This is a genomic window from Pantoea sp. X85 (genome assembly GCF_029623675.1).
Classification (GTDB): domain Bacteria; phylum Pseudomonadota; class Gammaproteobacteria; order Enterobacterales; family Enterobacteriaceae; genus Pantoea; species Pantoea leporis.
In genome coordinates this window covers 527,322-549,510 of sequence record NZ_CP121108.1, presented here as the reverse complement: position 1 = coordinate 549,510, position 22,189 = coordinate 527,322, and the positions used below count along the sequence as shown (strand labels likewise).

21 protein-coding genes are annotated in these 22,189 nt (G+C 57.8%); 10 read left to right on the top strand and 11 right to left on the bottom strand.

Features of this window, described 5'->3' with window-relative positions:
- Positions 1 to 249: 249 nt before the first annotated feature.
- Positions 250 to 1,479 (top strand): enterochelin esterase, encoded by a 1,230-nt coding sequence (gene fes / locus P6287_RS02460; RefSeq protein ID WP_277974446.1) that lies wholly within the window; start codon positions 250 to 252, stop codon positions 1,477 to 1,479.
- Complete coding sequence (locus P6287_RS02455) at positions 1,464 to 5,375, top strand: enterobactin synthase subunit F (RefSeq protein ID WP_277974445.1); 3,912 nt, start codon at positions 1,464 to 1,466, stop codon at positions 5,373 to 5,375. Before fes ends, P6287_RS02455 begins: the two co-directional genes overlap by 16 nt.
- Positions 5,376 to 5,550: 175 nt before the next feature.
- Here the strand turns inward: P6287_RS02455 and P6287_RS02450 are convergent, their stop codons facing one another.
- From P6287_RS02450 to fepD, 3 genes are read right to left on the bottom strand one after another with little or no spacing between them, the layout of a single operon-like run.
- Entirely contained in the window at positions 5,551 to 6,348 is a 798-nt protein-coding gene (locus tag P6287_RS02450; RefSeq protein WP_192412514.1) for an ATP-binding cassette domain-containing protein, read from the bottom strand.
- Positions 6,345 to 7,328 (bottom strand): iron-enterobactin ABC transporter permease, encoded by a 984-nt coding sequence (gene fepG / locus P6287_RS02445; protein ID WP_277974444.1) that lies wholly within the window; start codon positions 7,326 to 7,328, stop codon positions 6,345 to 6,347. Before fepG ends, P6287_RS02450 begins: the two co-directional genes overlap by 4 nt.
- Positions 7,325 to 8,314, bottom strand: a complete 990-nt coding sequence (fepD, locus tag P6287_RS02440; RefSeq protein ID WP_101762264.1) for a Fe(3+)-siderophore ABC transporter permease — start codon at positions 8,312 to 8,314, stop codon at positions 7,325 to 7,327. Before fepD ends, fepG begins: the two co-directional genes overlap by 4 nt.
- 141 nt (positions 8,315 to 8,455) lie before the next feature.
- Here fepD and entS point away from each other — a divergent pair, with 141 nt between their 5' ends.
- Positions 8,456 to 9,706 carry an enterobactin transporter EntS gene (gene entS / locus P6287_RS02435; RefSeq protein ID WP_277974443.1) on the top strand — a complete coding sequence of 417 codons (1,251 nt, stop codon included), beginning with the start codon at positions 8,456 to 8,458 and terminating at the stop codon, positions 9,704 to 9,706.
- Here the strand turns inward: entS and fepB are convergent.
- Positions 9,701 to 10,666: a Fe2+-enterobactin ABC transporter substrate-binding protein gene (gene fepB / locus P6287_RS02430; RefSeq protein ID WP_210080947.1), complete on the bottom strand. Its 966-nt coding sequence runs from the start codon at positions 10,664 to 10,666 to the stop codon at positions 9,701 to 9,703. The genes entS and fepB overlap by 6 nt on opposite strands.
- Before the next feature lie 176 nt (positions 10,667 to 10,842).
- On the opposite strand from fepB, the gene P6287_RS02425 reads away from it, so the two are divergent.
- Genes P6287_RS02425 through P6287_RS02405 form a run of 5 tightly spaced genes read left to right on the top strand, consistent with a single transcriptional unit; the run spans position 10,843 to position 15,699 of the window.
- A complete protein-coding gene (locus P6287_RS02425; RefSeq protein ID WP_137385051.1) occupies positions 10,843 to 12,024 on the top strand; it encodes an isochorismate synthase in 1,182 nt (393 codons plus the stop codon).
- A gap of 10 nt (positions 12,025 to 12,034) precedes the next feature.
- Positions 12,035 to 13,651 (top strand): (2,3-dihydroxybenzoyl)adenylate synthase, encoded by a 1,617-nt coding sequence (locus tag P6287_RS02420; RefSeq protein ID WP_192412535.1) that lies wholly within the window; start codon positions 12,035 to 12,037, stop codon positions 13,649 to 13,651.
- An 18-nt stretch (positions 13,652 to 13,669) separates the two neighbouring features.
- Positions 13,670 to 14,524, top strand: a complete 855-nt coding sequence (locus tag P6287_RS02415) for an isochorismatase (protein ID WP_192235878.1) — start codon at positions 13,670 to 13,672, stop codon at positions 14,522 to 14,524.
- Complete coding sequence (dhbA, locus tag P6287_RS02410) at positions 14,521 to 15,279, top strand: 2,3-dihydro-2,3-dihydroxybenzoate dehydrogenase (protein ID WP_277974442.1); 759 nt, start codon at positions 14,521 to 14,523, stop codon at positions 15,277 to 15,279. The genes P6287_RS02415 and dhbA overlap by 4 nt, the downstream gene beginning before the upstream one ends.
- 3 nt (positions 15,280 to 15,282) lie before the next feature.
- Positions 15,283 to 15,699 carry a hotdog fold thioesterase gene (locus tag P6287_RS02405; RefSeq protein WP_137385048.1) on the top strand — a complete coding sequence of 139 codons (417 nt, stop codon included), beginning with the start codon at positions 15,283 to 15,285 and terminating at the stop codon, positions 15,697 to 15,699.
- A 41-nt stretch (positions 15,700 to 15,740) separates the two neighbouring features.
- Here P6287_RS02405 and cgtA read toward each other — a convergent pair whose 3' ends face one another.
- From cgtA to rplU, 3 genes are all read right to left on the bottom strand, one after another.
- A complete protein-coding gene (cgtA, locus tag P6287_RS02400) occupies positions 15,741 to 16,916 on the bottom strand; it encodes an Obg family GTPase CgtA (protein WP_008104343.1) in 1,176 nt (391 codons plus the stop codon).
- Positions 16,917 to 17,165: 249 nt separating this feature from the next.
- The gene (gene rpmA / locus P6287_RS02395; RefSeq protein ID WP_007886647.1) at positions 17,166 to 17,423 is read right to left on the bottom strand and encodes a 50S ribosomal protein L27; all 258 of its coding nucleotides are present in this window, start codon (positions 17,421 to 17,423) and stop codon (positions 17,166 to 17,168) included.
- Between the two features lie 15 nt (positions 17,424 to 17,438).
- Positions 17,439 to 17,750, bottom strand: a complete 312-nt coding sequence (rplU, locus tag P6287_RS02390) for a 50S ribosomal protein L21 (protein WP_007886644.1) — start codon at positions 17,748 to 17,750, stop codon at positions 17,439 to 17,441.
- 252 nt (positions 17,751 to 18,002) lie between these two features.
- Here rplU and ispB point away from each other — a divergent pair, with 252 nt between their 5' ends.
- Together ispB and P6287_RS02380 are read left to right on the top strand one after the other, a co-directional pair.
- Positions 18,003 to 18,974: an octaprenyl diphosphate synthase gene (ispB, locus tag P6287_RS02385; protein ID WP_101762272.1), complete on the top strand. Its 972-nt coding sequence runs from the start codon at positions 18,003 to 18,005 to the stop codon at positions 18,972 to 18,974.
- 236 nt (positions 18,975 to 19,210) lie between these two features.
- Positions 19,211 to 19,492, top strand: a complete 282-nt coding sequence (locus P6287_RS02380) for a helix-turn-helix domain-containing protein (RefSeq protein WP_101762273.1) — start codon at positions 19,211 to 19,213, stop codon at positions 19,490 to 19,492.
- Between the two features lie 68 nt (positions 19,493 to 19,560).
- Here the strand turns inward: P6287_RS02380 and murA are convergent, their stop codons facing one another.
- The 4 genes from murA to mlaC form a co-directional block, all read right to left on the bottom strand.
- Entirely contained in the window at positions 19,561 to 20,820 is a 1,260-nt protein-coding gene (gene murA / locus P6287_RS02375) for a UDP-N-acetylglucosamine 1-carboxyvinyltransferase (protein WP_110868080.1), read from the bottom strand.
- 46 nt (positions 20,821 to 20,866) lie between these two features.
- On the bottom strand, positions 20,867 to 21,124 hold the full coding sequence (ibaG, locus tag P6287_RS02370; protein WP_008104351.1) for a BolA family iron metabolism protein IbaG: 258 nt from the start codon (positions 21,122 to 21,124) through the stop codon (positions 20,867 to 20,869).
- Between the two features lie 114 nt (positions 21,125 to 21,238).
- Entirely contained in the window at positions 21,239 to 21,544 is a 306-nt protein-coding gene (gene mlaB / locus P6287_RS02365; RefSeq protein ID WP_277974441.1) for a lipid asymmetry maintenance protein MlaB, read from the bottom strand.
- Complete coding sequence (mlaC, locus tag P6287_RS02360; RefSeq protein ID WP_101762276.1) at positions 21,544 to 22,179, bottom strand: phospholipid-binding protein MlaC; 636 nt, start codon at positions 22,177 to 22,179, stop codon at positions 21,544 to 21,546. Before mlaC ends, mlaB begins: the two co-directional genes overlap by 1 nt.
- Positions 22,180 to 22,189: the final 10 nt, after the last annotated feature.

Below are 22,189 nucleotides of genomic sequence, written 5' to 3'. Positions count from 1 at the left end.
CCTGGATGGCCAGCAAAAAGCCGTTGAATGCTTAACTGGCGAGCCGGTGAGAAGATCCCTGTCCATATCGCGCCCAGTTCCAGACCCTTCAAACCATCCGTAGCGCAACCTTACCGAACGCTAAGCATCTGGCGGAACAGGCGTGCTCATTTTTGAGCGCAGTCACCCTATTGCAAATGCAAATTATTATCAATAGTATTATTCATCAAGCTTATGTAAATCTCCGCGTAAACACCGACTGGCAGCCCTATGACCTGGCGAAATGATGTAACCGGCAGTGCGGCCTGGTGGCAGGCGCAACAATCCCAAGGTATTCCCCGCATTGAGTTAGTAGACGATGGCCAATGTCAGGTCACTTTCTTCTGGCGTGATCCGCAAGGCGATGAGACGCAATCGTCGACCCAGCGCGTGTGGATTAACATTACCGGCGTGACCGATCACCACCAGCGCCGCCCGCCGCAGTCGTTAATGCGTGTGGCGGGCACCAACGTCTGGTATTGGCAGACCTCGCTGCCCGCCAACTGGCGCGGCAGTTACTGTTTGATGCCCGATGAACAGGCCACGGACTTCACTGGCGTTGCCGACATGTCCACGCTGCGCAACTGGTGGCGCGACAAATTTCCGACGGCGCAGGCCGATCCTTTGAACAGCTTACGTGGCTGGTCCGGTGGTCGCGGCATGGGCGTCTCGCCGCTGCATCTGCCTCACGCACCCGATCAACAGCTGTGGCAAGCGGTGGATAACGGCACAGCGCCAACCATTGAACTGCAACAGCAACAATGGGATAGCGCGCTATTAGGCAACAGCCGCAAGGTGTGGATTTACACCACCGGCGCAGCCAATCCCGCACAGCGTCCGCTGGCCATCATGCTTGACGGGCAATTCTGGGCGCACAGCATGCCGATTGCCGGACCGCTGCAGCAGCTCACTGATGCCGGTTCTTTGCCGCCAGCGGTGTATCTGTTTATCGACATCATTGACCGCGAACACCGCAGCCGCGAGCTGCCGTGTAACGCGCAGTTTTGGCAAGCCATTCAGCAAGAACTGTTACCGCAAATTGCACAATCAACGCCTTATCGCCAGCAGGCGGACAGTACCATCGTCGCCGGACAAAGCTTTGGCGGCCTGGCGTCGGTGTTTGCCGCGCTGCACTGGCCGGAAACCTTTGGCAACGCGCTCAGCTTATCGGGCTCCTTCTGGTGGCCGGAACGCGGCAATCCGCACGGCTGGCTGCTGCAGGCGCTGGATAACGGTCTTGCACCGCGTCAACCGCTGCGTTTCTGGCTCGAAGCGGGCAAACGCGAAGGCTTGATTCTGCAAGCTAATCAACAACTTCAACAGCAGCTTAGCGCTGCCGGCTATCAGGTGAATTACCTGCCGGTGGAAGGCGGCCATGACGCGCTCTGTTGGCGCGGCGGCCTGCTGAATGGCCTGCAAGCGCTGTGGAGCAAACCGGAGCATCCATGTCCGAATCCCTGATGAATAAGCCTATGACCGACCAACAAACCTTGCCGTTAGTCGCGGCACAGCCCGGCATCTGGATTGCCGATCAGCTGTCACCTCATCACAACGCTTACGCGGTGGCGCACTTTGTCGAACTGCGCGGTGAGATTGATAGCGCCCTGTTGGCGCAGGCGATCGTTGCGGGCATGCAGGAAGCCGACACGCTGAATATGGCCTTTGGTGAGGTGGAAGGCGAAGCCTTGCAGTGGCCGCAGCCACACGCCTTTAGCCTGCCGCAGATTGTCGATTTGCGCGCGGAGGCCGATGCGCCCGCCAAAGCGCGCGCGCTGATGCGTGACGATATGAATGGCGAACTGCGCGTATTGAGCGGCGCAAAGCTGTGGCATCACCGCCTGTTCCGTCTCGACGATCAGCATTGGTTTTGGTATCAGCGCTATCATCATTTGGTGGTGGATGGCTTCAGCTTTACCGCGCTGACGCGCCGCATAGCCAATCTCTACAGCGCGGCCGTACGTCAGCAAGCCGCTGAACCGACGCCGTTTATTCCGTTTAGCGAAGTGGTGGACGAGTATCAGCGCTACCGCGAATCCTCCTCCTTTATGCGTGACAGCCAGTTCTGGCGCGAAAAAGGCGCGGCGCTGCCCTCACCGGCTTCGCTCTCGCCGCTGCCGCTCGCCGGACAACATGCCAGCACCGATCTGCTGCGCCACAGCGTTACGCTGGATCGCAGCACCTTCCAGAGGCTAGTGCAGCAGCATCCGCACGCCAGCGCGGCCGATCTCGCCTTTGCGCTGGTGGCGCTGTGGCTGGCGCGTCTCAGCGGGCAAAACGACTTTGCCGCTGGCTTCATCTTTATGCGCCGCATCGGCTCGGCCGCCTTGTGCGCCACCGGTCCGGTGATCAACGTATTGCCGATGGCAATCCATTACGATCCGACGCAGCCGATCGGCGCGCTCGCCGCCCAGCTGGCGGGTGAAGTGAAAAAGATGCGTCGTCATCAGCGCTATGACGCCGAACAGGTGCAGCGCGATCTCGGCCGCCTCGGCGATGGCGATCCGCTGTACGGTCCGGTGATCAACCTGAAGATGTTTGACTACCAGCTCGATTTCGCTGGCGTGGAAGGCATCACCCATCAACTGGCGTCCGGGCCGGTGCGCGATCTGGAGATCGCCATTTACATCAGCGAGCACGGTGAACTGACGCTGGAGCTGCTGGCCAATGCCGAACGCTACAGCGAACAAACTTTGCAGCGTCATGCCAGCCGCTTTGCCCTGCTGCTCGATCAGCTGGCGCAACAGCCGCAGCAGCCGTGCGGCGAACTCGATCTGCTCACTGCCGAAGAGCATGCGCAGATTGCCGCAATCAACCAAACCGCCTATCCGCTGCCAGCAGAAACGCTGGCGTCACTGTTAGCGCAGCAGGCGGCACGCACCCCCGATGCACCGGCGCTGGCCGATGCGCAGCATCAGCTTAGCTATCGCGCGATGCAACAGCAGGTGTTTGCGCTGGCCGCCGATCTCAGCGCCGCCGGCGTGCAGCGTGGCGATATTGTCGCCGTGGCGCTGCCGCGTTCAGTGCAGCTCTCCCTGGCGCTACAGGCGATTGTTTCGCTCGGCGCTGCCTATTTGCCGCTCGATACGGGTTATCCGGATGACCGCTTACAGCTGATGCTGGAAGACGCCGCGCCAAAAACGCTGATCACCTGCGCAGCGCTCAGCGCGCGCTTCAGCGCCATCGCGTCGGTCAATCAGCTGCATTTTGATGTGCTGTATCACAATGCCCATGCACCGCAGCCGGCCAGCGCGCCGACGCCGCAGGATGGCGCCTACATCATTTACACCTCAGGTTCGACCGGTCGCCCTAAAGGCGTGCTGGTGGGGCATGAAGCCATCGTCAATCGCCTGTTGTGGATGCAGGATCGCTATCCGCTGCAAGCCGACGACGTGGTGCTGCAAAAAACCCCGAGCAGCTTCGACGTTTCGGTGTGGGAATTCTTCTGGCCGCTGCTGGTCGGTGCGCGGTTGGTGATGGCACCGCCAGAAGCCCATCGCGACCCGGAAGCGCTGCAGCAGCTGTTTGCCCGCTACAAAGTCACCACCACGCATTTCGTCCCCTCAATGCTGGCGGCCTTTGTCGCGGCGCTGGACGATCAAGCGGCGATTGCCCGCTGCGCCAGCCTGCGTAACGTGTTCTGCAGCGGTGAAGCGCTGCCGACGGATTTATCGCGCGAGTGGGAAAAACTGACGCGCGTGCCGCTGCACAATCTGTATGGCCCAACCGAAGCGGCGGTGGATGTCAGCTGGTATCCGGCGTTTGGGGCTGCCCTGGCCGCCGTCGAAGGTGCCAGCGTGCCGATTGGTTTCCCGGTGTGGAATACCGGCCTGCGCATCCTTGATGCCCGCATGCAGCCGGTGCCGCCGGGCGTGGCGGGCGATCTCTACTTAACCGGCGTGCAGCTGGCGCATGGCTATCTCGGCCGTCCCGATCTTACTGCCAGCCGCTTTATCGCCGATCCTTTCATGCCTGGCGAGCGCATGTATCTCACCGGCGACGTGGCGCGCTGGCTGGATAACGGTGCGGTGGAATATCTCGGCCGCAGCGACGATCAGCTGAAGATTCGCGGTCAGCGTATCGAACTGAATGAGATCGATCATGTGCTCAGCGCGCAGCCCGGCATTGAGCAGGCGGTCACACACGCGGTGATACTTGGCGATACCGCGGCGCAAGGTGATGCGCGTCAGCTGGTCGGCTACGTGATTGCCGGGCAGCCGGTTGATAGCGACGCGCTGCGCCAGGCGCTGGCGCAACGCTTGCCCGCGCATATGGTGCCGGTAGCCATTGTGCAGCTCGACGCCTTCCCGCTCAGCAGCAATGGCAAGCTGGATCGCAAAGCGCTGCCGTTGCCCGCATCCGCCGGCGCCAGTGCGGGACGTGCACCGCACGCCGGGCTGGAAACCACCTTAGCTAATGCTTTCTGTCAGCTGCTGGCGCGCGAGGAAATCAGCGCGCAGGATGACTTTTTCGCCCTCGGCGGCCATTCGCTGCTGGCGATGCGCTTAGCGGCGCAGCTGCGCCGTGAGCTGCAACAGCCGGTGTCGGTGGGACAAATCATGGTGGCCTCCACGGTGGAGAAGCTGGCAACGCTGCTCAGTGATACGCAATCCCATCAGCAAGCCGGTTTCGAAGCGGTGCTGCCGCTGCGTCAGGGCAACGGACCAACGCTGTTCTGCTTCCATCCGGCGTCAGGGTTTGCCTGGCAATTCAGCATCCTGCAGCGTTATCTCGATGCGCGCTGGTCGCTGGTCGGCATTCAGTCGCCGGATATCAGTAGCCCGCTGAACCAAAGCGCGCATCTGGATGACGTGTGCGACGCCCATCTGCAAACCCTGCGCGACGTGCAGCCGCACGGACCTTACTATTTCCTCGGCTATTCGCTTGGCGGCACCCTGGCGCAAGGCATTGCGGCCCGGCTGGAAGCGGCCGGTGAAGAGGTGGCGTTCCTCGGCCTGCTGGATACCTGGCCACCAGAAACGCAAAACTGGGATGAGAAACGCGGCGAGAACGTGCTGGATCCGGCGGTGCTGGAAGAGGTGAACCGCGAGCGCGAGCAGTTTATCGCCGCGCAGCGCCATCAGGCCGGCGAAGAGATGCGTGCGATGTTCGATACCATCGAGGCCAACTACGCCAGTTCGGTGCGCCTGCTGGCGACCGCACGCAGCGCGCGTTTCAACGGTCGCGCCACGCTGTTCCTCGCCGAACAGACGCAGCAGCCAGGACAAGATGCGCGCCGCGCCTGGGCACCCTATGTTGGTGAACTGGAAGTGTGGCCGATGGATTGCGCCCACGTGGAGATCATTTCACCGCAGATGTTTGAGCAGATTGGACCGTTGTTGCAGCGGTTGTTGGGATAGCGATCTTTCCCTCACCCTAACCCTCTCCCGCAAGCGGGAGAGGGAACAATCAGGAGCCGCTGACGGGAGAGGGAATGTTTAGGTGTGGTAACGGGTGTAACATACAAGCTGGGTCGGCCCCTGCTCCCGCAAGCGGGAGAAGGCTGGGATGAGGGCCCGCGCGCACCGTGTTTAATTATCCCCCGCGCCCCAGCGGCACAATCATTGGCGTATGCGCCACCGGATCGTCCACAATCACGCAGCGCAAGCCATACACCTGCTCGATCAACGCGGGCGTCACAATCTCCGACGGCTTCCCTTCGGCAACAATCCTGCCGTCACGCATCGCAATCAAATGCGTGGCATAGCGACAAGCGTGATTAAGATCGTGCAGCACCACCACCAGCGTTCGCCCATGCTGTTGATTCAGCTCCTGCATCAATTCCAGCAGCTCAATTTGATGGGTGATATCCAGCCAGGTGGTCGGTTCATCCAGCAGCAGCAGCGGCGTTTCCTGCGCCAGCACCATGGCAATCCACACGCGCTGACGCTGACCGCCCGATAACGTATCCACCGACTGCTGGGCCAAATCGGCCACGCCGGTGGCGCGCATCGCGTTCTGCACCGCCGCTTCATCTTCCGCACGCCAGCGACCAAACAGCGCCTGATGCGGATAACGTCCGCGCGCCACCAGCTCGGTGACGCTGATGCCCGCCGGCGCGTTGGAACTTTGCGGCAGCAGACCCAAACGCCTCGCCACTTCTTTGGTGGGATAGCTGGCAATGGCCGCGCCATCCAGCAACACCTCACCTTTTAACGGCGTATGCAGGCGACTCAACGTGCGCAGCAGCGTCGATTTTCCGCAGGCGTTAGGGCCGATAATCACCGTCAGCTCACCTTGCGGAATCGTCACTGACAGATTCTCTGCCACCACCTTTTTGTCATAGCTCAGCGTTAGGCTATCGCCGCGCAGACGTGAAGGGATATCGGTCATTGGCGTCGCGCCTCCCGCACCAGTAAAGCGATCAGATAAAGTCCACCGAGAATGACGGTTATCACGCCAACCGGTAATTGATATGGCAGGAACAGATGCTGTGCGGCGAAGTCTGCAGCAATCAATAACAGCGCACCGCACAGCGCCGCCAGCGGCAAGGCACCTTTGACGCCGCCGCCGAGACGCCGGGCAATCTGCGGCGCCAGCAGCGCGACAAACGAAATCGGCCCGACCAGCGCGGTTGACGCCGCCGTGAGCACCACGCCAATCAGCATCAGCCACATGCGGCTGCGCTCCACCGGCACGCCAAGCGCGCAGGCGGTATCGTCGCCCATCTCCAGCAAACGCATCCGCCGCGCCAGCAGCGCCATCAACAGTAACGCCAGCAGCAGCACCGCAATCACCGGCGGCGTTTTCGCCCAGGTAATGCCGTTGAGCGATCCGGCGCTCCACAAACCCGCACTCAGCGCCGACTCCAGCGAGGCGCTGATAATCAGCCAGGAATTCAACGCCATCAGCAGCGCGCGCACGCTGATGCCGACGATAATCAGCCGGAAGGTCTCTACGCCGTTGCGCCAGGCAAACAGATAGACCAGCGCCGCCGTGGCGATGCCGCCAATCAACGCTGCGCCGGTCATCGCCGTGACGCTTTGATTAAACAGCACCAGCGCCACCAGCACGCCGCTGTATGCGCCGGTGTTGAAACCGAGAATGTCCGGGCTGCCAAGCGGATTACGCAGCAGCGACTGGAAAATCGCGCCGCTGATGCCTAACGCCGCACCAATCAGCAGCGCCATTAGCACGCGCGGCAAGCGCCATTCCAGCACGATCAGTTTGACGTTGCTGGCGCCCTGCCCGAGCAGAATTTGCCAGATTTGATCACCGCTGATCGGCAATGCACCGCGCGTCATCGCCAGATAAGCCAGCAGAGCGCAGGCGCACAGCAGCCACAGCGTATGTAACCCGACACGACGCGTCATAGTGCCCCCCGGCCCAATTTACGGCGCACCAGCACAATCAGCATCGGCGCACCGAGCATCGCCGTGACGATGGAAACCCGCAGCTCGCCCGCCACCAGCAGGCGGCCAAGGATATCGGCGGCGAGCAGCAAAATCGGCGTGATCAGCGCCGTCGCAGGCAGCATCCAGCGGTGATCGTTGCCCACCAGCCAGCGGGCAAAGTGCGGCGTCATCAAACCGACAAAGGCAATCGGGCCCACCGCTGCCGTGGCTGCGCCGCACAGCAGCGCAATCGCCAGCAGGCCCAGCAGTTGGGTGCGCGCCACCCGCGTGCCGAGCGCGGTCGCCATGTCGCCGCCCATACTCAAACTGTTCAGCGCCTGCGATAGCGCAATGGCGACCACACTGCCGAGCAGCACCGCCGGGAACAGCGTGCGCAGCGTAGTGAAATTGCGAATATCCAGCGAGCCGCTGTGCCAGAAGCGCAGATGATCGTAAATATCGGGATTGAGCAGCGACAGGCCAGAGGTTAATCCTTCCAGCACCGCGCCCAGCGCCACGCCGGCCAGCGTCAGACGCACCGGATTGACGCGCCCGCCGCCAATCGCGCCGGTCATCGCCACCAGCACGGACGCCAGCAGCGCGCCGCCAAAGGCGAAGCCGAGCCAATCCACCGGCGAGTCAGCACCGAACAGCGCAATGCCAATTACCACCGCGAAACCCGCTCCGGCGTTGACGCCAAGAATGCCGGGATCGGCCAGCGGATTGCGCGTCAGGCTCTGCATCAACGCACCGGCGAGGCCGAGCGCCACGCCCGCCAGCAAACCGGCCAGCGTACGCGGCAGGCGCGCATCACGCACAATGACGCACTCCGCGCTGTGACAGGAGGTGGTAAGCGAATGATAAACATCGGGAAGCGGTATTGATTTTGCCCCCAGCATTAAGCTGAGCGCGATGAGGAGCAAGAGCAGAATCCCTGAGCCTGCTAATGCACGAATCTGGCGCATAGCGTTCTAAACCTTCACTGTTCAACGTCGTCGCATGCGCGATGTAACTTGATAATGGTTATCGTTATTACTCGCGTTTAGCTATGTTACCATGACTCGCCTCGCGGACGATGAGGAAAATTGGTGCAATAAGGCGAACACATGAACAAATCTTCCCACTTTATCGATCTCTCGCTGCTGAAAACTCACCCGGCTTTTCGCGCGGTGTTTATCGCGCGTTTTATCTCGATTGTCGCGCTCGGCATGCTCGCTGTGGCGGTGCCGGTGCAGATTCAGCACATGACCCATTCACCGCTGCTGGTGGGCTTGGCGGTGACGCTGGCCGCTGCCGGCATGTTTATCGGCCTGCTCACCGGCGGCGTTTTGGCGGATCGCTATGAACGCAAAAAGCTGATTTTGTTTGCCCGATCCACCTGCGGCTTAGGTTTTATCGCGCTGGCCATTAACGCCGCGCTGCCAGAACCCTCTCTGATCGCGGTTTATCTGCTGGGTTTCTGGGATGGTTTTTTCGGCGCGATTGGCGTCACCGCGCTGCTGGCGGCGACGCCCGCGCTGGTCGGTAGGGAAAACATTATGCAGGCGGGCGCTATCACCATGTTGACGGTGCGCTTCGGCTCCATTTTATCGCCCGCGATTGCCGGTTTGGTGATTGCTCACGGCGGCGTGACGTGGAACTACGCACTCGCTGCCTTTGGCACCTTACTTACCGTGTTAACGCTGCTGAAATTGCCCACTTTGCCGCCGCCGCCACAACCGCGTGAACATCCGCTGAAATCCCTCGCCGCTGGCGTGCAGTTTCTTTTCGCCAGTCCGATTGTCGGCATGGTGGCGCTGATTGGCGCATTAGTCACGCTGGCCAGCGCGGTGCGCGTGCTCTATCCGTCGCTCGCGCCGCATTGGTCTGTAAGCGCTGACCAGCTTGGCCTGATGTATGCCGCCGTGCCGCTCGGCGCAGCTATCGGCGCGTTCACCAGCGGTAAACTGAAACACGCCGCGCGTCCCGGACAGCTGGTGCTCGGCAGTGCGATTGCAGCATTTGTCGCGCTGGGTTTGTTTAGCCTGATGCCGAACCTGCCGCTGGCGTTAGCCTGCTTAGTCGCTTTCGGTTACTTCAGCGCCATCAACAGCCTGGTGCAGTACGCGATGATTCAGGCATTAACGCCAGATCATCTGTTAGGCCGCATCAACGGCTTGTGGACCGCGCAGAACGTGACCGGCGATGCGATTGGTGCGGCGGTGATTGGTGCGATGGGTTCATGGTTGCTGCCACCGCAGGCCGCCGCGGTATTTGGCTTTACGGCGGCGCTGCTCGGCATCGTGATGTGGTGGGTGATGGGCCGTTTACGTCGTTACCATCCGCCAGCACCGGAGCTGACGGAACAGGCATCATGATTTAACGAACAGCTTCTCCAGACGCGCCAGCAGATTGCTGGCGCTGTAGTAATCAAGACGGAAGGAATCGACGCCCAGCTCGTAAACCTGCTTGCCCTGCACCGCCGCGTTTTGTGCAAGGAACGGATTGTTCAACACCGATTGCGTGGTTTTATCGTCAGCGGCGAACAGCAGGAAGGTTTTACCGGTCAGGCCGCTGGCAACGTTTTCGCCCGACAGCTGAATGATGTCTTTGCGCTGTCCCATGCTGTGTCCCTGCTCAACCGTCGCCGGTGGCGTTGCCAGGGTGAAGCCAAGTTGTTCCAGCAGCTTGCCCTGCGCCGAAGCCGCGGTCCACACATTGACTGCGCGTCCGCCGCCGTTCCATACCATGGCGGAGACCGGCTGCGGTGGCAGCGTGATGGCTTTTTTCAGCGCCGCTTCACGATCGTCGAAAGCTTTAATACGTTGCGCCGCCTGCGCTTCATGCCCGGTCGCCTGGCCTAACTGCGTGACGACCTCCTGCCAGCTTTTGTCGTCGTAATTGACCACCAGCGTCGGTGCAATAGCCGAAAACTGTTCGGCGAGCTTGATGGCAGAATCGTTGCCGGTGGCGCTGACGATAATCAGATCCGGCGCTTGCGCGGCAACCGCTTCGGCATTCGGCTCACCGATATACAGACGTTGAAGATGTTGCTTTTTGGCAACGTCGCTCCACTGGCGGAAGAAACCCTGATCGTCGGCCAGGCGACTGTTCGGCGCAGTCGCGCCGGAAGCAATCACCGGCGCATCAATGGCCAGCAGCGATCCGGTCAGCGTGACGCTGGTCGAGACAATGCGCTGCGGCGCGTGATTGAGCGTGATCGATCCGTTGGCACCCTGAACGGTGCGCGGCCAACCCTGTTCGGCATGAGCGACGCTAGTGAAAATCTGGAAAACACCTATAAGGGCTGCAATGCCCCAAAAACCGCATTTATTCATAAGTTTTGGTCCACTTTTTAGCATATTGCCCTGCTGAGCGTCAGCGCCTGATTACGGCTAAACGCAGCTGAAATCCCGCGAATGGATTGACACTTTTGCCCAATCGACGTAGGTTACAGGCCCATAATAAAAATGATAATCATTCTTAATAATCTTATCATTTATAGGTGAAAATTATGGTGGAATCTTCCACGTTTGAAAATGCCTGGCTGAAGGATTATTCCGCGCTAAGCCGTGGTTTCCTCTTTACCTCGCCATGGCGTAGTTTGGCAACGCAAGGATGCTATACCACCGTTACCGCGCCGGTAGATGACGCCGCGTCGCTGGACGGTGATTTCCAACAACAGTTACGTCAGCATTTTGCCGCGGCGAAAAAACAGGGCATCGACAATCCGATTCTGGTCGGGGCGATCCCGTTTGACGTCAGCCAGCCCGCCGCGCTGTTTATTCCTGAATCCTATCAGACGTTTAATCGCGCTGACCTGCAAAACGCGTTGCCGGAAAACGTCAGCGATCTGCCGCAGGTGCGACGTCGCACCGCAGTGCCGGATCACGATGTGTTTACCACGATGGTGGCAGATGCGGTGGCGGCCACGCAGCGCGGCGATCTGGATAAAGTGGTGCTGTCGCGTCTGATGGATATCGTTACCGAACAGCCGGTTGATACCGCAGCGCTGATGCAGCGCGTGATTGCGCAGAACCCCAACAGCTACCATTTCCATCTGCCGCTGCCGCAAGGCGGTGCGCTGATTGGTGCCAGTCCGGAGCTGATGCTGCGCAAACAGGGGCGCGATTTTAGCTCTTGTCCGCTGGCGGGCTCAGCGCGGCGCAATCACGACGATGCCCAGCAGGATCGTGCCGCTGGCGATACGCTGATGGATTCCGGCAAAGATCGTCATGAGCACAAACTGGTGACCGACGCGATGCGCGACACCTTGCAGCCGCGCAGCCGTTTGCTGTCGGTGCCGACCATTCCGTCGCTGATTACCACCGCCACGCTGTGGCATCTCGCCACGCAAATCGACGGCGAAGTGCAGGATGAGCGCGAAAATGCGCTGTCGCTGGCCTGCCTGCTGCACCCGACGCCTGCGTTGAGCGGTTTCCCCCATCAGCGCGCGCAGCAGCTTATTCAGCAGCTGGAACCTTTTGATCGCCAACTATTTGGCGGCATCGTCGGCTGGTGCGATAGCCAGGGCAATGGCGAATGGGTGGTCACCATCCGCTGCGGCACCGTGCATGGCACGCGGGTGCGCCTGTTTGCCGGCGCGGGCATCGTGGCCGACTCACAACCCGAATCAGAATGGCGTGAAACCGGCGTGAAGCTGGACACCATGTTGCGCGCCTTTGGACTGCAATAAAGGAAAGAACATGAGCATTCCCTATACTCGCTGGCCGGACGACCTGGCTGCGCGCTATCGCGAAAAAGGTTACTGGCTGGATGTGCCTATGACCGACATTCTGGCGCGTCATCAGCATAATGATGCCATCGCGGTGATTGATGGCGATCGCCAGATCAGCTATCGCGAAATGGACGTGCTGAGCAGCAACCTGGCCGCCGCGCTGCAGCGCCGTGGCCTGCAAAATGGCGATACTGCGCTGGTGCAGCTTGGCAACGTGGCCGATTTTTATGTCACGGTATTTGCGCTGTTTAAGCTCGGCGTAGCGTCAGTATTTGCGCTGTTCAGCCATCAGCGCACCGAACTAAGCGCCTATGCGGCGCAGATCGAACCTAAACTGCTGATTGCCGATCGCACTCACACGCTGTTTGCTGATGATAGCTTTATCAACGCGCTGTGCGCCGCGCAGCCTTCGCTGCAGCAGGTGATTCTGCGTAATGACAACCAGCCGGAAAATACGCTGGAAGCGCTGATGGCGGAAGCCGCGGGTGATTACCTCGCCACACCAACCGCCGCTGATGAAGTGGCGTTTTTCCAGCTCTCCGGCGGCAGCACCGGCACGCCGAAGCTGATTCCGCGCACCCACAACGACTATTACTACAGCATTCGCGCCAGTGATGAGATTTGTCAGGTGACCGCCGATACGCGTTATCTCATCGCCCTGCCCGCGCCGCATAACTTTGCCATGAGCTCCCCGGGTTCGCTCGGTGTGTTTTATGCCGGTGGTCAGGTAATTCTGGCTGCCGATCCCAGCGCCACGCTCTGCTTCCCGCTGATTGAGAAGCATCAGGTCACCGATACCGGTTTGGTGCCGCCGGCGGTGAGTTTGTGGCTACAGGCGATTCAGGAATGGGGCAGCAATAAACAGCTGGCTTCGCTGCAACGCATTCAGGTGGGCGGCGCCAAGCTGGGCGAAACCCTTGCGGCACGTATTCAGCGTGAAATTGGCTGTCAGCTGCAGCAGGTTTTCGGCATGGCCGAAGGTCTGGTGAACTACACGCGCTTTGGCGACGATGAGAACATCATTCTCACCACGCAAGGCCGCCCGATCTCTGAAGATGACGAAGTGTGGGTCGCTGACGAGCACGGCAACGCGCTGCCAACCGGCACCATCGGTCGCCTGATGACGCGCGGCCCCTACACCTTCCGTGGCTATTACAAGAGCCCGGAACATAACGCCGCCAGCTTCGACGCTAACGGGTTTTACTGTTCGGGCGATCTGATTGAGATCGACGCGCAGGGCTACATCACCGTGCAAGGGCGCGAAAAGGATCAGATCAATCGCGGTGGCGAGAAGATCGCCGCGGAAGAGATCGAAAATCTGCTGCAACGCCATCCGGATGTGATCCACGCCGCGCTGGTGTCGATGAACGACGAATTGATGGGTGAAAAGAGCTGCGCCTTTATCGTTGCTAGCCAACCGATCAAAGCGGTGGCGTTGCGTCGTCACCTGCGAGAACTGGGTGTGGCCGAGTTCAAATTACCTGACCGTATTACCTGCGTCGATGCTCTGCCGCTGACGCCTGTCGGCAAGGTGGATAAAAAACGTTTACGTCAACAGCTTGCCGACCAACAAGCGCAAGCCTGACCTGTTCCGGAGATTGTAATGGCTATTCCAAAACTGAACGCTTATGCGCTACCCGCAGCAACTGAACTGCCAACCAATAAAGTAAAGTGGACGCTTGAGCCTCAGCGTGCCGCGCTGCTGATTCACGATATGCAGGCTTACTTCCTTAATTTCTGGGGCGAAAACAGCCCGCTGGTTAATCAGGTGGTGGAAAACATCGCTCGTCTGCGTGCTTACTGCAAAGCGCAGGGCATACCGGTGTTCTATACCGCTCAGCCGAACGAACAGAGCGATGCCGATCGCGCACTCCTCAACGACATGTGGGGACCGGGCCTGAACAAACATCCGGATCAGCAGAAGATCGTGGATGCGCTGGCGCCGGATCAGGACGATCAGGTACTGACCAAATGGCGATACAGCGCCTTCGTGCGCTCACCGCTGGAATCGATCCTGCAGGAGATGGGCCGCGATCAGTTGATCATCACCGGCGTGTACGCGCACATCGGTTGCCTGACCACCGCGACTGACGCCTTTATGCGTAATATCCAGCCGTTTATGGTGGCGGATGCGCTGGCCGACTTCACGCGCGAAGAGCACATGATGGCGCTGACTTACACCGCAGGTCGCAGCGGTAAAGTAGTGATGACCGCCGACCTGATGCCGCTGCCGTTGAGCAAAGACGATCTGCGTGCGCTGATTCTGCCGCTGCTGGAAGATGACGATGTGCCTGCAGATGACGAGAACCTGATCGATTACGGTCTGGATTCAGTACGCGTGATGGCGCTGGCGGCGCGCTGGCGTCAGGTGCACAGCGACATCGATTTCGTCAGTCTGGCAAAAAATCCGACCATCGATGGCTGGTGGGCGCTGTTATCAAGGGTGCCAGCTAAATGAGTGCAACTTTCGATTTCAATGGAAAAATCGTCTGGGTAACCGGCGCAGGCAAAGGGATTGGTTACCACACCGCGCTGAGCTTCCATCAGGCGGGCGCGCAGGTTATCGGCTTCGATCTGCGTTTCGATCAGGCCGACTATCCTTTCGCCACGCAGGTGCTGGATGTGGCGAACGCCGCCGAGGTGAAAGCGGTTTGTCAGCGTTTGCTGGCAGATCAGCCACGTCTCGATGTGCTGGTGAACGGTGCCGGCATCCTGCGTATTGGCAGCACCGATGAACTGTCGTTCGACGATTGGCAGGCGTGTCTGGCGGTGAATGCCGGCGGCGCGTTCAACCTGTTTCAGCAAACCTTGCCGGTGTTTCGCCAGCAGCGTGCGGGTGCGATTGTGACTATCGCCTCTAATGCGGCACATGCGCCGCGCCTTGGTATGTCCGCTTATGGCGCTTCCAAAGCGGCGTTGCGCAGCTTGTGTCTGACCGTGGGTTTAGAGATGGCGCCTTACGGCGTGCGCTGCAATATCGTTTCTCCGGGTTCCACCGATACCGATATGCAACGCAGCCTGTGGCATACGCCAGAAGCCGAGCAGGAGATGATCAATGGTTTCCCGGATCAGTACAAGCTGGGGATCCCGCTGCGTAAGATCGCTAAACCGCAGGAGATCGTTGCTAACGTGATGTTCCTCGCGTCGGATCTTGCCAGCCACGTGGTGCTGCAGGATATTGTGGTCGACGGTGGCGCAACGCTGGGATCCTAAGTTATGGCAATCTGGAAACGTTCGGTCGATGTTGAAACGTTGAATAAGATGGGTGAAAACTCGCTGGTGGCACACGTTGGCATTGTGTTTACCACCATCGGTGAAGATTATCTCGAAGCCACCATGCCGGTGGATGCCCGCACGCAGCAGCCGTTTGGCCTGCTGCACGGCGGCGCTTCTGTGGTGCTGGCGGAGTCGATGGGATCGATCGCCGGTTATCTCAGCATCGAAGAAGGTAAAAGCGTGGTGGGGATTGAGGTGAGCGCCAGCCACCATCGTGCAGTAAGCAGCGGTGAAGTGCGCGGCATTTGCCGCCCGCTGCACCTTGGTGCGCGTAATCAAAGCTGGCAGATTGAGATTCGTAACGCCCGCAATCAGCTGTGCTGCACCTCGAGATTGACGGTGGCGGTGCTGGGTTAAGACATAAAAAAAGCGGCCTTCGGGCCGCTTTTTTTGTGCGATTAACGCTGGTAAATGATTTCGACGCCTTCGTCGTCCTCTTCGTCCCAGTCGTCATCCCAATCGTCGTCTTCTTCCACTTCCTGCGCCGTTTCCATGGCTTCACGGTGATAATCATCCCACATGAAGGCCACTTTCTCTGGCTCTTTAGCTTCTTCTTCGGCTTCTTTTGGATTTTCGATGATAAAGCTCATCACATCCCAGCAAAGATCTTTCACGCCATCATGGCTAGCCGCAGAGATTAGGTAATATTTTTCTTCCCAGCCTAATGCTTCCACTACCGCTTTGGCACGGCTTTCCGCTTCTTCTCGGCTCAGCAGGTCACATTTGTTGAATACTAACCAGCGCGGCTTCTGGAACAGCTTATCGCTGTATTTTTCCAATTCGCCAAGAATGATGCGGGCATTTTCTACCGGATCAGATTCATCGATAGGGGCAAGATCGATCAGGTGCAACAGCACGCGGCAGCGCTCAAGGTGCTTCAGGAAGCGAATACCCAGACCTGCGCCATCCGCTGCACCTTCAATCAGGCCAGGAATGTCGGCGACAACAAAGCTCTTTTCGTTGTCCATACGCACCACGCCAAGGCTTGGCACCAGCGTAGTGAACGGATAATCCGCAACTTTGGGTTTCGCTGCGGATACCGAGCGAATAAAGGTCGATTTACCGGCATTCGGCAGACCCAACATACCAACGTCAGCCAGCAGCATCAGTTCCAGTTGCAGATCACGCTTCTCGCCCGGTGTTCCCATGGTTTTTTGACGCGGGGAACGGTTAACTGAGGATTTAAAGCGCGTGTTACCAAGGCCATGCCAGCCGCCTTTCGCCACCATCAGCTTCTGCTCATGACGCGTCATGTCGCCCAGCGTTTCGCCGGTACCCTGGTCAATTACGCGGGTACCAACGGGCACTTTAACGATGATGTCTTTACCACGTTTACCGGTGCAATCACGGCTTTGGCCATTCTGGCCACGTTCGGCACGGAAAGACTTTTCAAAGCGATAATCGATCAGGGTGTTGAGGTTTTCATCCGCCAACAAATACACGTCGCCGCCGTCGCCGCCGTCGCCGCCATCCGGGCCGCCTCTTGGAATATATTTTTCACGGCGGAAGCTTACGCAACCATTGCCGCCATCACCCGCGACCGCAAGGATCGTCGCTTCATCTACAAACTTCATTTTATTTCTCCGTCACGCTGTCGTTCACGGCAGCTTGCAGGCCGCAAACGGGTCCGCCAGGGTCTTCTGCGCTGACCGACGGCGGATAATACAAGACTGGCAAAGCCAGGAGTACATAAATTGTACAACAACTGTGCTAAAGCGTAACTGTTATCCAGCAAGCTCAGTAGCAGAATGTAAAAAGCCCCGCAAAGCTGCGGGGCCTTTCATTCGTGTATTCAGACGTTAGACGTCTGCAGCACGACAACCTTACTCAGCAACGATGCTGATATATTTACGGTTGTTCGGGCCTTTAATCTCGAATTTTACTTTGCCGTCTGCGGTGGCAAACAGGGTGTGGTCACGACCACAACCTACGTTGCTACCTGCGTGGAATTTGGTGCCACGCTGACGAACGATGATGCTACCTGCCAGAACAGATTCGCCACCGAAACGTTTTACACCCAGACGTTTTGCGTTGGAGTCGCGACCGTTACGGGTCGAGCCACCAGCCTTCTTATGTGCCATTTGTCAGATCTCCTCTTACGCGCCGATCACAGTGATTTTCACATCTGTGAACCACTGACGGTGACCAGCTTGCTTACGGTAGTGTTTACGACGACGAAACTTAACGATTTTAATTTTCTCGCCACGACCGTGAGCAACAACTTCTGCCTTGATCACACCGCCTGAAACCAGTGGCGCGCCGATTTTCACGTCTTCGCCATTTGCGATCATCAGAACCTGGTCAAACTCAATGGTTTCACCGGTTGCGATGTCCAGCTTTTCCAGGCGAACGGTCTGACCTTCGCTTACTCGGTGTTGTTTACCACCACTTTGGAAAACCGCGTACATATAAAACTCCGCTTCTGCGCGTGCCTTTCTATTCATCAGGCGGCGCGATAAATATTCACAATAGGGCGCGAATTCTACGCAATACTCCAGCAGAAGACAAGAGCACTTTGCACTCTCTTGCAGAAAAAAAGCGCAAGGCGAATGCAAACGTTTCGCAACCCGATTTTTCAAGTACAATCAGTAACAGATTACCTGAACTCACGCTGTGTAAAGCGCTTACCATGCAAAAAACGAGTAAAGCTGAAAAGACGAATGAACTTAGAACAGATTAATGAATTAACCGCGCAGGACATGGCGGCCGTCAACCAGACCATCCTCGAGCAGCTGAATTCAGAAGTCTCACTGATTAACCAGTTGGGCTATTACATCATCAGCGGCGGGGGCAAACGCATCCGTCCGATGATCGCTGTGCTGTCGGCACGCGCGCTGAATTATCAGGGATCGTTGCACATCACTAATGCGGCGCTGATCGAATTTATCCATACGGCGACGCTGCTGCACGATGATGTGGTGGATGAATCCGATATGCGCCGTGGCAAAGCCACCGCTAACGCCGCGTTCGGTAATGCGGCAAGCGTGCTGGTGGGCGATTTTATCTATACGCGCTCATTCCAGATGATGACCAGCATGGGATCCTTAAAGATCCTTGCGCTGATGTCGGAAGCGGTCAACGTGATCGCCGAAGGAGAAGTGCTGCAGTTAATGAACTGCAACGATCCCGATATCACTGAAGAGAGCTACATGCGGGTGATCTACAGCAAAACCGCTCGCCTGTTCGAAGCTGCTTCGCAAGCGTCGGCGATTTTAGCTGAGGCGACGCCCGCGCAGGAAAAGGCGTTACAGGATTATGGTCGCTACCTTGGCACCGCTTTCCAGTTAATTGATGATTTGCTGGATTACAGCGCAGATGGCGAAACGCTGGGCAAAAATACCGGTGATGACCTGAGCGAAGGTAAACCGACGCTGCCATTGCTGCACGCGATGCACAACGGGACGCTTGAGCAGGCGCAGATGATCCGTAAAGCCATTGAAGAAGGTAACGGTCGTCATCTGCTGGAACCGGTGCTGGCAGCGATGCAACAGACTGGCTCGCTGGAGTGGACGCGCAAACGCGCTGAAGAAGAGGCAGATAAAGCCATCGCAGCCCTGCAGGTATTACCCGAAAGCCCGTGGCGCAGCGCCCTCGAAGCGCTGGCGCACATGTCAGTACAGCGCGATTTCTGATTTCAACGGGGCCTTCTCTGGCCCCGTTTCCTTCCTCACTATTCTCCCTTTTTACTTACATCTCTTGCATCGCTTTTGCGAAAAGCGACGCAGTTTCGTGCGCCAGCCAAACATTTACTGGAAAATTACGGGAAACATTTGCTATAAAAACGCGGGTTTTTTCCAGATATCTCTGCCACGGGAGCGCCTTTTTACAGCGGAGATGAAGTAATAACACGGACATGGAGAAGAGAGTTATGTACACAAGGAAAGCGGATTGGCACCCGGCAGATATCATTGCTGCATTACGTAAGAAAGGCACATCACTGGCAGCGCTGTCACGCGAATCAGGGCTCAGCTCCTCAACGCTGGCCAATGCGCTGTCGCGTCCCTGGCCCAAAGGTGAGTGGCTAATCGCCAATGCGATCAAGGTTCATCCGGCAGACATCTGGCCAAGCCGATATTACGATCCTGTTACCGGCCAGTTATTGGATCGCAAGAAGTGCATACGATCGCCGAAGGATCGTAAAAAGATCTGACTGTAATACCAATGAAAAAAAACCAGCCGCGTTGCCGTGACTGGTTTTTTTGATCTACGAAGCAGAAATTATTCGCCGCTTACGCGCTCGATATTTGCACCCATCGCTTTCAACTTATCTTCGATGTGCTCGTAGCCACGGTCGATGTGATAGATACGATCCACTATCGTGGTGCCTTCCGCGATACAACCCGCCAGCACCAGACTCGCTGATGCACGCAGATCGGTGGCCATCACCTGCGCGCCCGACAAGGTTTCTACGCCATGACAAATCGCTGTATTGCTCTCAATTTCCGCGTGCGCGCCCATACGAATCAGCTCAGGGATATGCATAAAGCGGTTTTCGAAGATGGTTTCGGTAATCACACCGGTTCCTTCTGCCACCAGGTTCAACAGTGTGAACTGCGCCTGCATGTCAGTAGGGAAGCCAGGATGCGGCGCGGTACGGATATTCACCGCTTTTGGACGCTTACCGTGCATATCCAGGCTGATCCAATCTTCGCCCACTTCGATCTCTGCACCAGCCTCACGCAATTTAGACAGCACGGCATCCAGCGTATCTGGCTTCGTGTTGTGGCAAACAACTTTGCCCCGTGAAATGGCTGCTGCGACCAGGAAAGTACCGGTTTCGATACGATCTGGCAGCACGCGATAAACGCCGCCGCCCAGACGCTCAACACCTTCAATGGTAATTTTGTCTGTGCCCGCGCCGGTGATTTTCGCACCCAACGTGTTGAGGAAGTTTGCCGTATCGACAATCTCCGGCTCACGCGCGGCGTTCTCAATGATGGTGATGCCGGTGGCCAGCGTGGCCGCGCTCATGATGGTAACGGTAGCGCCGACAGACACTTTATCCATCACGATATGCGCGCCCTTCAGACGGCCATTGACAGAAGCTTTAACGTAGCCCTCTTCCAGCTTAATTTCCGCACCCAGCTGTTCCAGGCCAGTAATGTGCAGATCGACCGGGCGTGCACCGATAGCGCAGCCGCCCGGCAGTGAAACCTGGCCCTGACCAAAACGCGCCACCAGCGGACCCAGCGCCCAAATCGAAGCACGCATGGTTTTCACTAAATCGTATGGCGCACTGAAAACATTAACTTCGCGAGCATCAACGTGGACCGAACCATTGCGCTCAACGCGCGCACCCAGCAGATTCAGCAGCTTCATGGTGGTATCGATATCACGCAGCTTCGGTACGTTCTGAATCTCTACCGGCTCTTCAGCCAGCAGCGCAGCAAACAGAATCGGCAACGCAGCATTCTTCGCCCCGGAAATGGTCACTTCACCACTTAAACGGGTGGGGCCTTGCACACGAAATTTGTCCATTAACACCGCTCTCAATTATCTATCAATAAAACAACCGGTGAGGCACTTAGAAACCGTTGAGTTTACGGTCGCGCGCCCACTCGGCTGGGGTATAAGTTTTGATGGAAACCGCATGAATACGGTTATCCGCAATATATTCCATCAGCGGCGCGTACACAGCCTGCTGCTTCTTCACGCGGCTCAGTTCGCCGAACATTTCGCCCACCGCGATGACCTGAAAATGGCTGCCATCGTTGCTGAGTACGTGTACTTCTTCTAATGCCAGCGCCTGCATCAGCACGGCCTGAACTTCACTATTTTCCATCGCTCGTTACTTCGCTTAATAATAATAAGGCAGACATCTTAGAGGAAAGCGCCTGACTCTTAAATACGCAAAAGCCCCTGAAAAAATCAGGGGCTTAGCATCGACATCATTCGATCAGGCGATTTTTTCCGCAGAAACAATAATCTGCTGCAGGTTATACAGCGTGATCAGTGACTGGAGTTTATCGGAGATCCCAGAGAAAAGTGGTGCGCTGCCTTGAGCACGCGCAATTTCACGCAGATGCACCAATAGCGCTAAACCCGCTGAATCCACCCTTTCCAGCCCGGCGACATCAATGGTGGTGATATCCGCCACCGCAGTGTTACGTTCCTGCCACAAGGTCAGCAAAGTATCACGATCTAATTTGCCGCTTAAGGCCAGCGTACTGGCAGTGCGCTGCCAGCTTAACGGTTCACTCATTATTGCTTTTTATCCAGGGTGATCGGCTGTGCGGCATAGGTTTTCAGCTGAGCCGTCAAGCCATCAATGCCTTTGGTACGCAGCAGATCGCCCCACTCATTCTGTTTCGTGGTGATCATGCTGATGCCTTCGGCCACCATATCATACGCCTGCCAGTTGCCAGTTTGGCTGTTCTTACGCCACTGGAAATCGAGACGCACAGGCGGACGCCCATTAGGATCGATGATGGTGACGCGAATCGCCACGATATTGGCATCGCCAATCGGCTGCTCCGGCTGAATCTGGTAGGTTTGACCGTTGTACAGCGCCAGCGCCTGGCCGTAAGCCTGTGCCAGATAATCACCGAACGCGGCAAAGTAGGCATCACGTTGCGCCGGTGTCGCATCGCGATAATAGCGACCAAGAACCAACGCACCGGCATATTTTATCTGTACGTACGGCATCAGTTCCTGACGTACCACTTCGCGCAGATAGTTCGGATCCTGCTTAATCTTCGGCTGTTCGTTTTTCAGGCGGGTGAAGGTCTTTTCCGCCGCTTCGTTCATTAGCTTGTAAGGATTAGTTTGATCCGCTGCGGCGTTGGCTGCCAGCGGTGCGATTGCCAACAGGGCAATCATCAGTAAACGTTTAAACATCATGTTTTAC

What these genes read in the sequence shown, in the direction of transcription:
- fes (WP_277974446.1), top strand. Translation starts at nt 250, where the DNA reads ATGACCTGGCGAAATGATGTAACCGGCAGTGCGGCCTGGTGGCAGGCG.
- P6287_RS02455 (WP_277974445.1), top strand. Translation starts at nt 1,464, where the DNA reads ATGTCCGAATCCCTGATGAATAAGCCTATGACCGACCAACAAACCTTG.
- P6287_RS02450 (WP_192412514.1), bottom strand. Translation starts at nt 6,348, where the DNA reads ATGACCGATATCCCTTCACGTCTGCGCGGCGATAGCCTAACGCTGAGC.
- fepG (WP_277974444.1), bottom strand. Translation starts at nt 7,328, where the DNA reads ATGACGCGTCGTGTCGGGTTACATACGCTGTGGCTGCTGTGCGCCTGC.
- fepD (WP_101762264.1), bottom strand. Translation starts at nt 8,314, where the DNA reads ATGCGCCAGATTCGTGCATTAGCAGGCTCAGGGATTCTGCTCTTGCTC.
- entS (WP_277974443.1), top strand. Translation starts at nt 8,456, where the DNA reads ATGAACAAATCTTCCCACTTTATCGATCTCTCGCTGCTGAAAACTCAC.
- fepB (WP_210080947.1), bottom strand. Translation starts at nt 10,666, where the DNA reads ATGAATAAATGCGGTTTTTGGGGCATTGCAGCCCTTATAGGTGTTTTC.
- P6287_RS02425 (WP_137385051.1), top strand. Translation starts at nt 10,843, where the DNA reads ATGGTGGAATCTTCCACGTTTGAAAATGCCTGGCTGAAGGATTATTCC.
- P6287_RS02420 (WP_192412535.1), top strand. Translation starts at nt 12,035, where the DNA reads ATGAGCATTCCCTATACTCGCTGGCCGGACGACCTGGCTGCGCGCTAT.
- P6287_RS02415 (WP_192235878.1), top strand. Translation starts at nt 13,670, where the DNA reads ATGGCTATTCCAAAACTGAACGCTTATGCGCTACCCGCAGCAACTGAA.
- dhbA (WP_277974442.1), top strand. Translation starts at nt 14,521, where the DNA reads ATGAGTGCAACTTTCGATTTCAATGGAAAAATCGTCTGGGTAACCGGC.
- P6287_RS02405 (WP_137385048.1), top strand. Translation starts at nt 15,283, where the DNA reads ATGGCAATCTGGAAACGTTCGGTCGATGTTGAAACGTTGAATAAGATG.
- cgtA (WP_008104343.1), bottom strand. Translation starts at nt 16,916, where the DNA reads ATGAAGTTTGTAGATGAAGCGACGATCCTTGCGGTCGCGGGTGATGGC.
- rpmA (WP_007886647.1), bottom strand. Translation starts at nt 17,423, where the DNA reads ATGGCACATAAGAAGGCTGGTGGCTCGACCCGTAACGGTCGCGACTCC.
- rplU (WP_007886644.1), bottom strand. Translation starts at nt 17,750, where the DNA reads ATGTACGCGGTTTTCCAAAGTGGTGGTAAACAACACCGAGTAAGCGAA.
- ispB (WP_101762272.1), top strand. Translation starts at nt 18,003, where the DNA reads ATGAACTTAGAACAGATTAATGAATTAACCGCGCAGGACATGGCGGCC.
- P6287_RS02380 (WP_101762273.1), top strand. Translation starts at nt 19,211, where the DNA reads ATGTACACAAGGAAAGCGGATTGGCACCCGGCAGATATCATTGCTGCA.
- murA (WP_110868080.1), bottom strand. Translation starts at nt 20,820, where the DNA reads ATGGACAAATTTCGTGTGCAAGGCCCCACCCGTTTAAGTGGTGAAGTG.
- ibaG (WP_008104351.1), bottom strand. Translation starts at nt 21,124, where the DNA reads ATGGAAAATAGTGAAGTTCAGGCCGTGCTGATGCAGGCGCTGGCATTA.
- mlaB (WP_277974441.1), bottom strand. Translation starts at nt 21,544, where the DNA reads ATGAGTGAACCGTTAAGCTGGCAGCGCACTGCCAGTACGCTGGCCTTA.
- mlaC (WP_101762276.1), bottom strand. Translation starts at nt 22,179, where the DNA reads ATGTTTAAACGTTTACTGATGATTGCCCTGTTGGCAATCGCACCGCTG.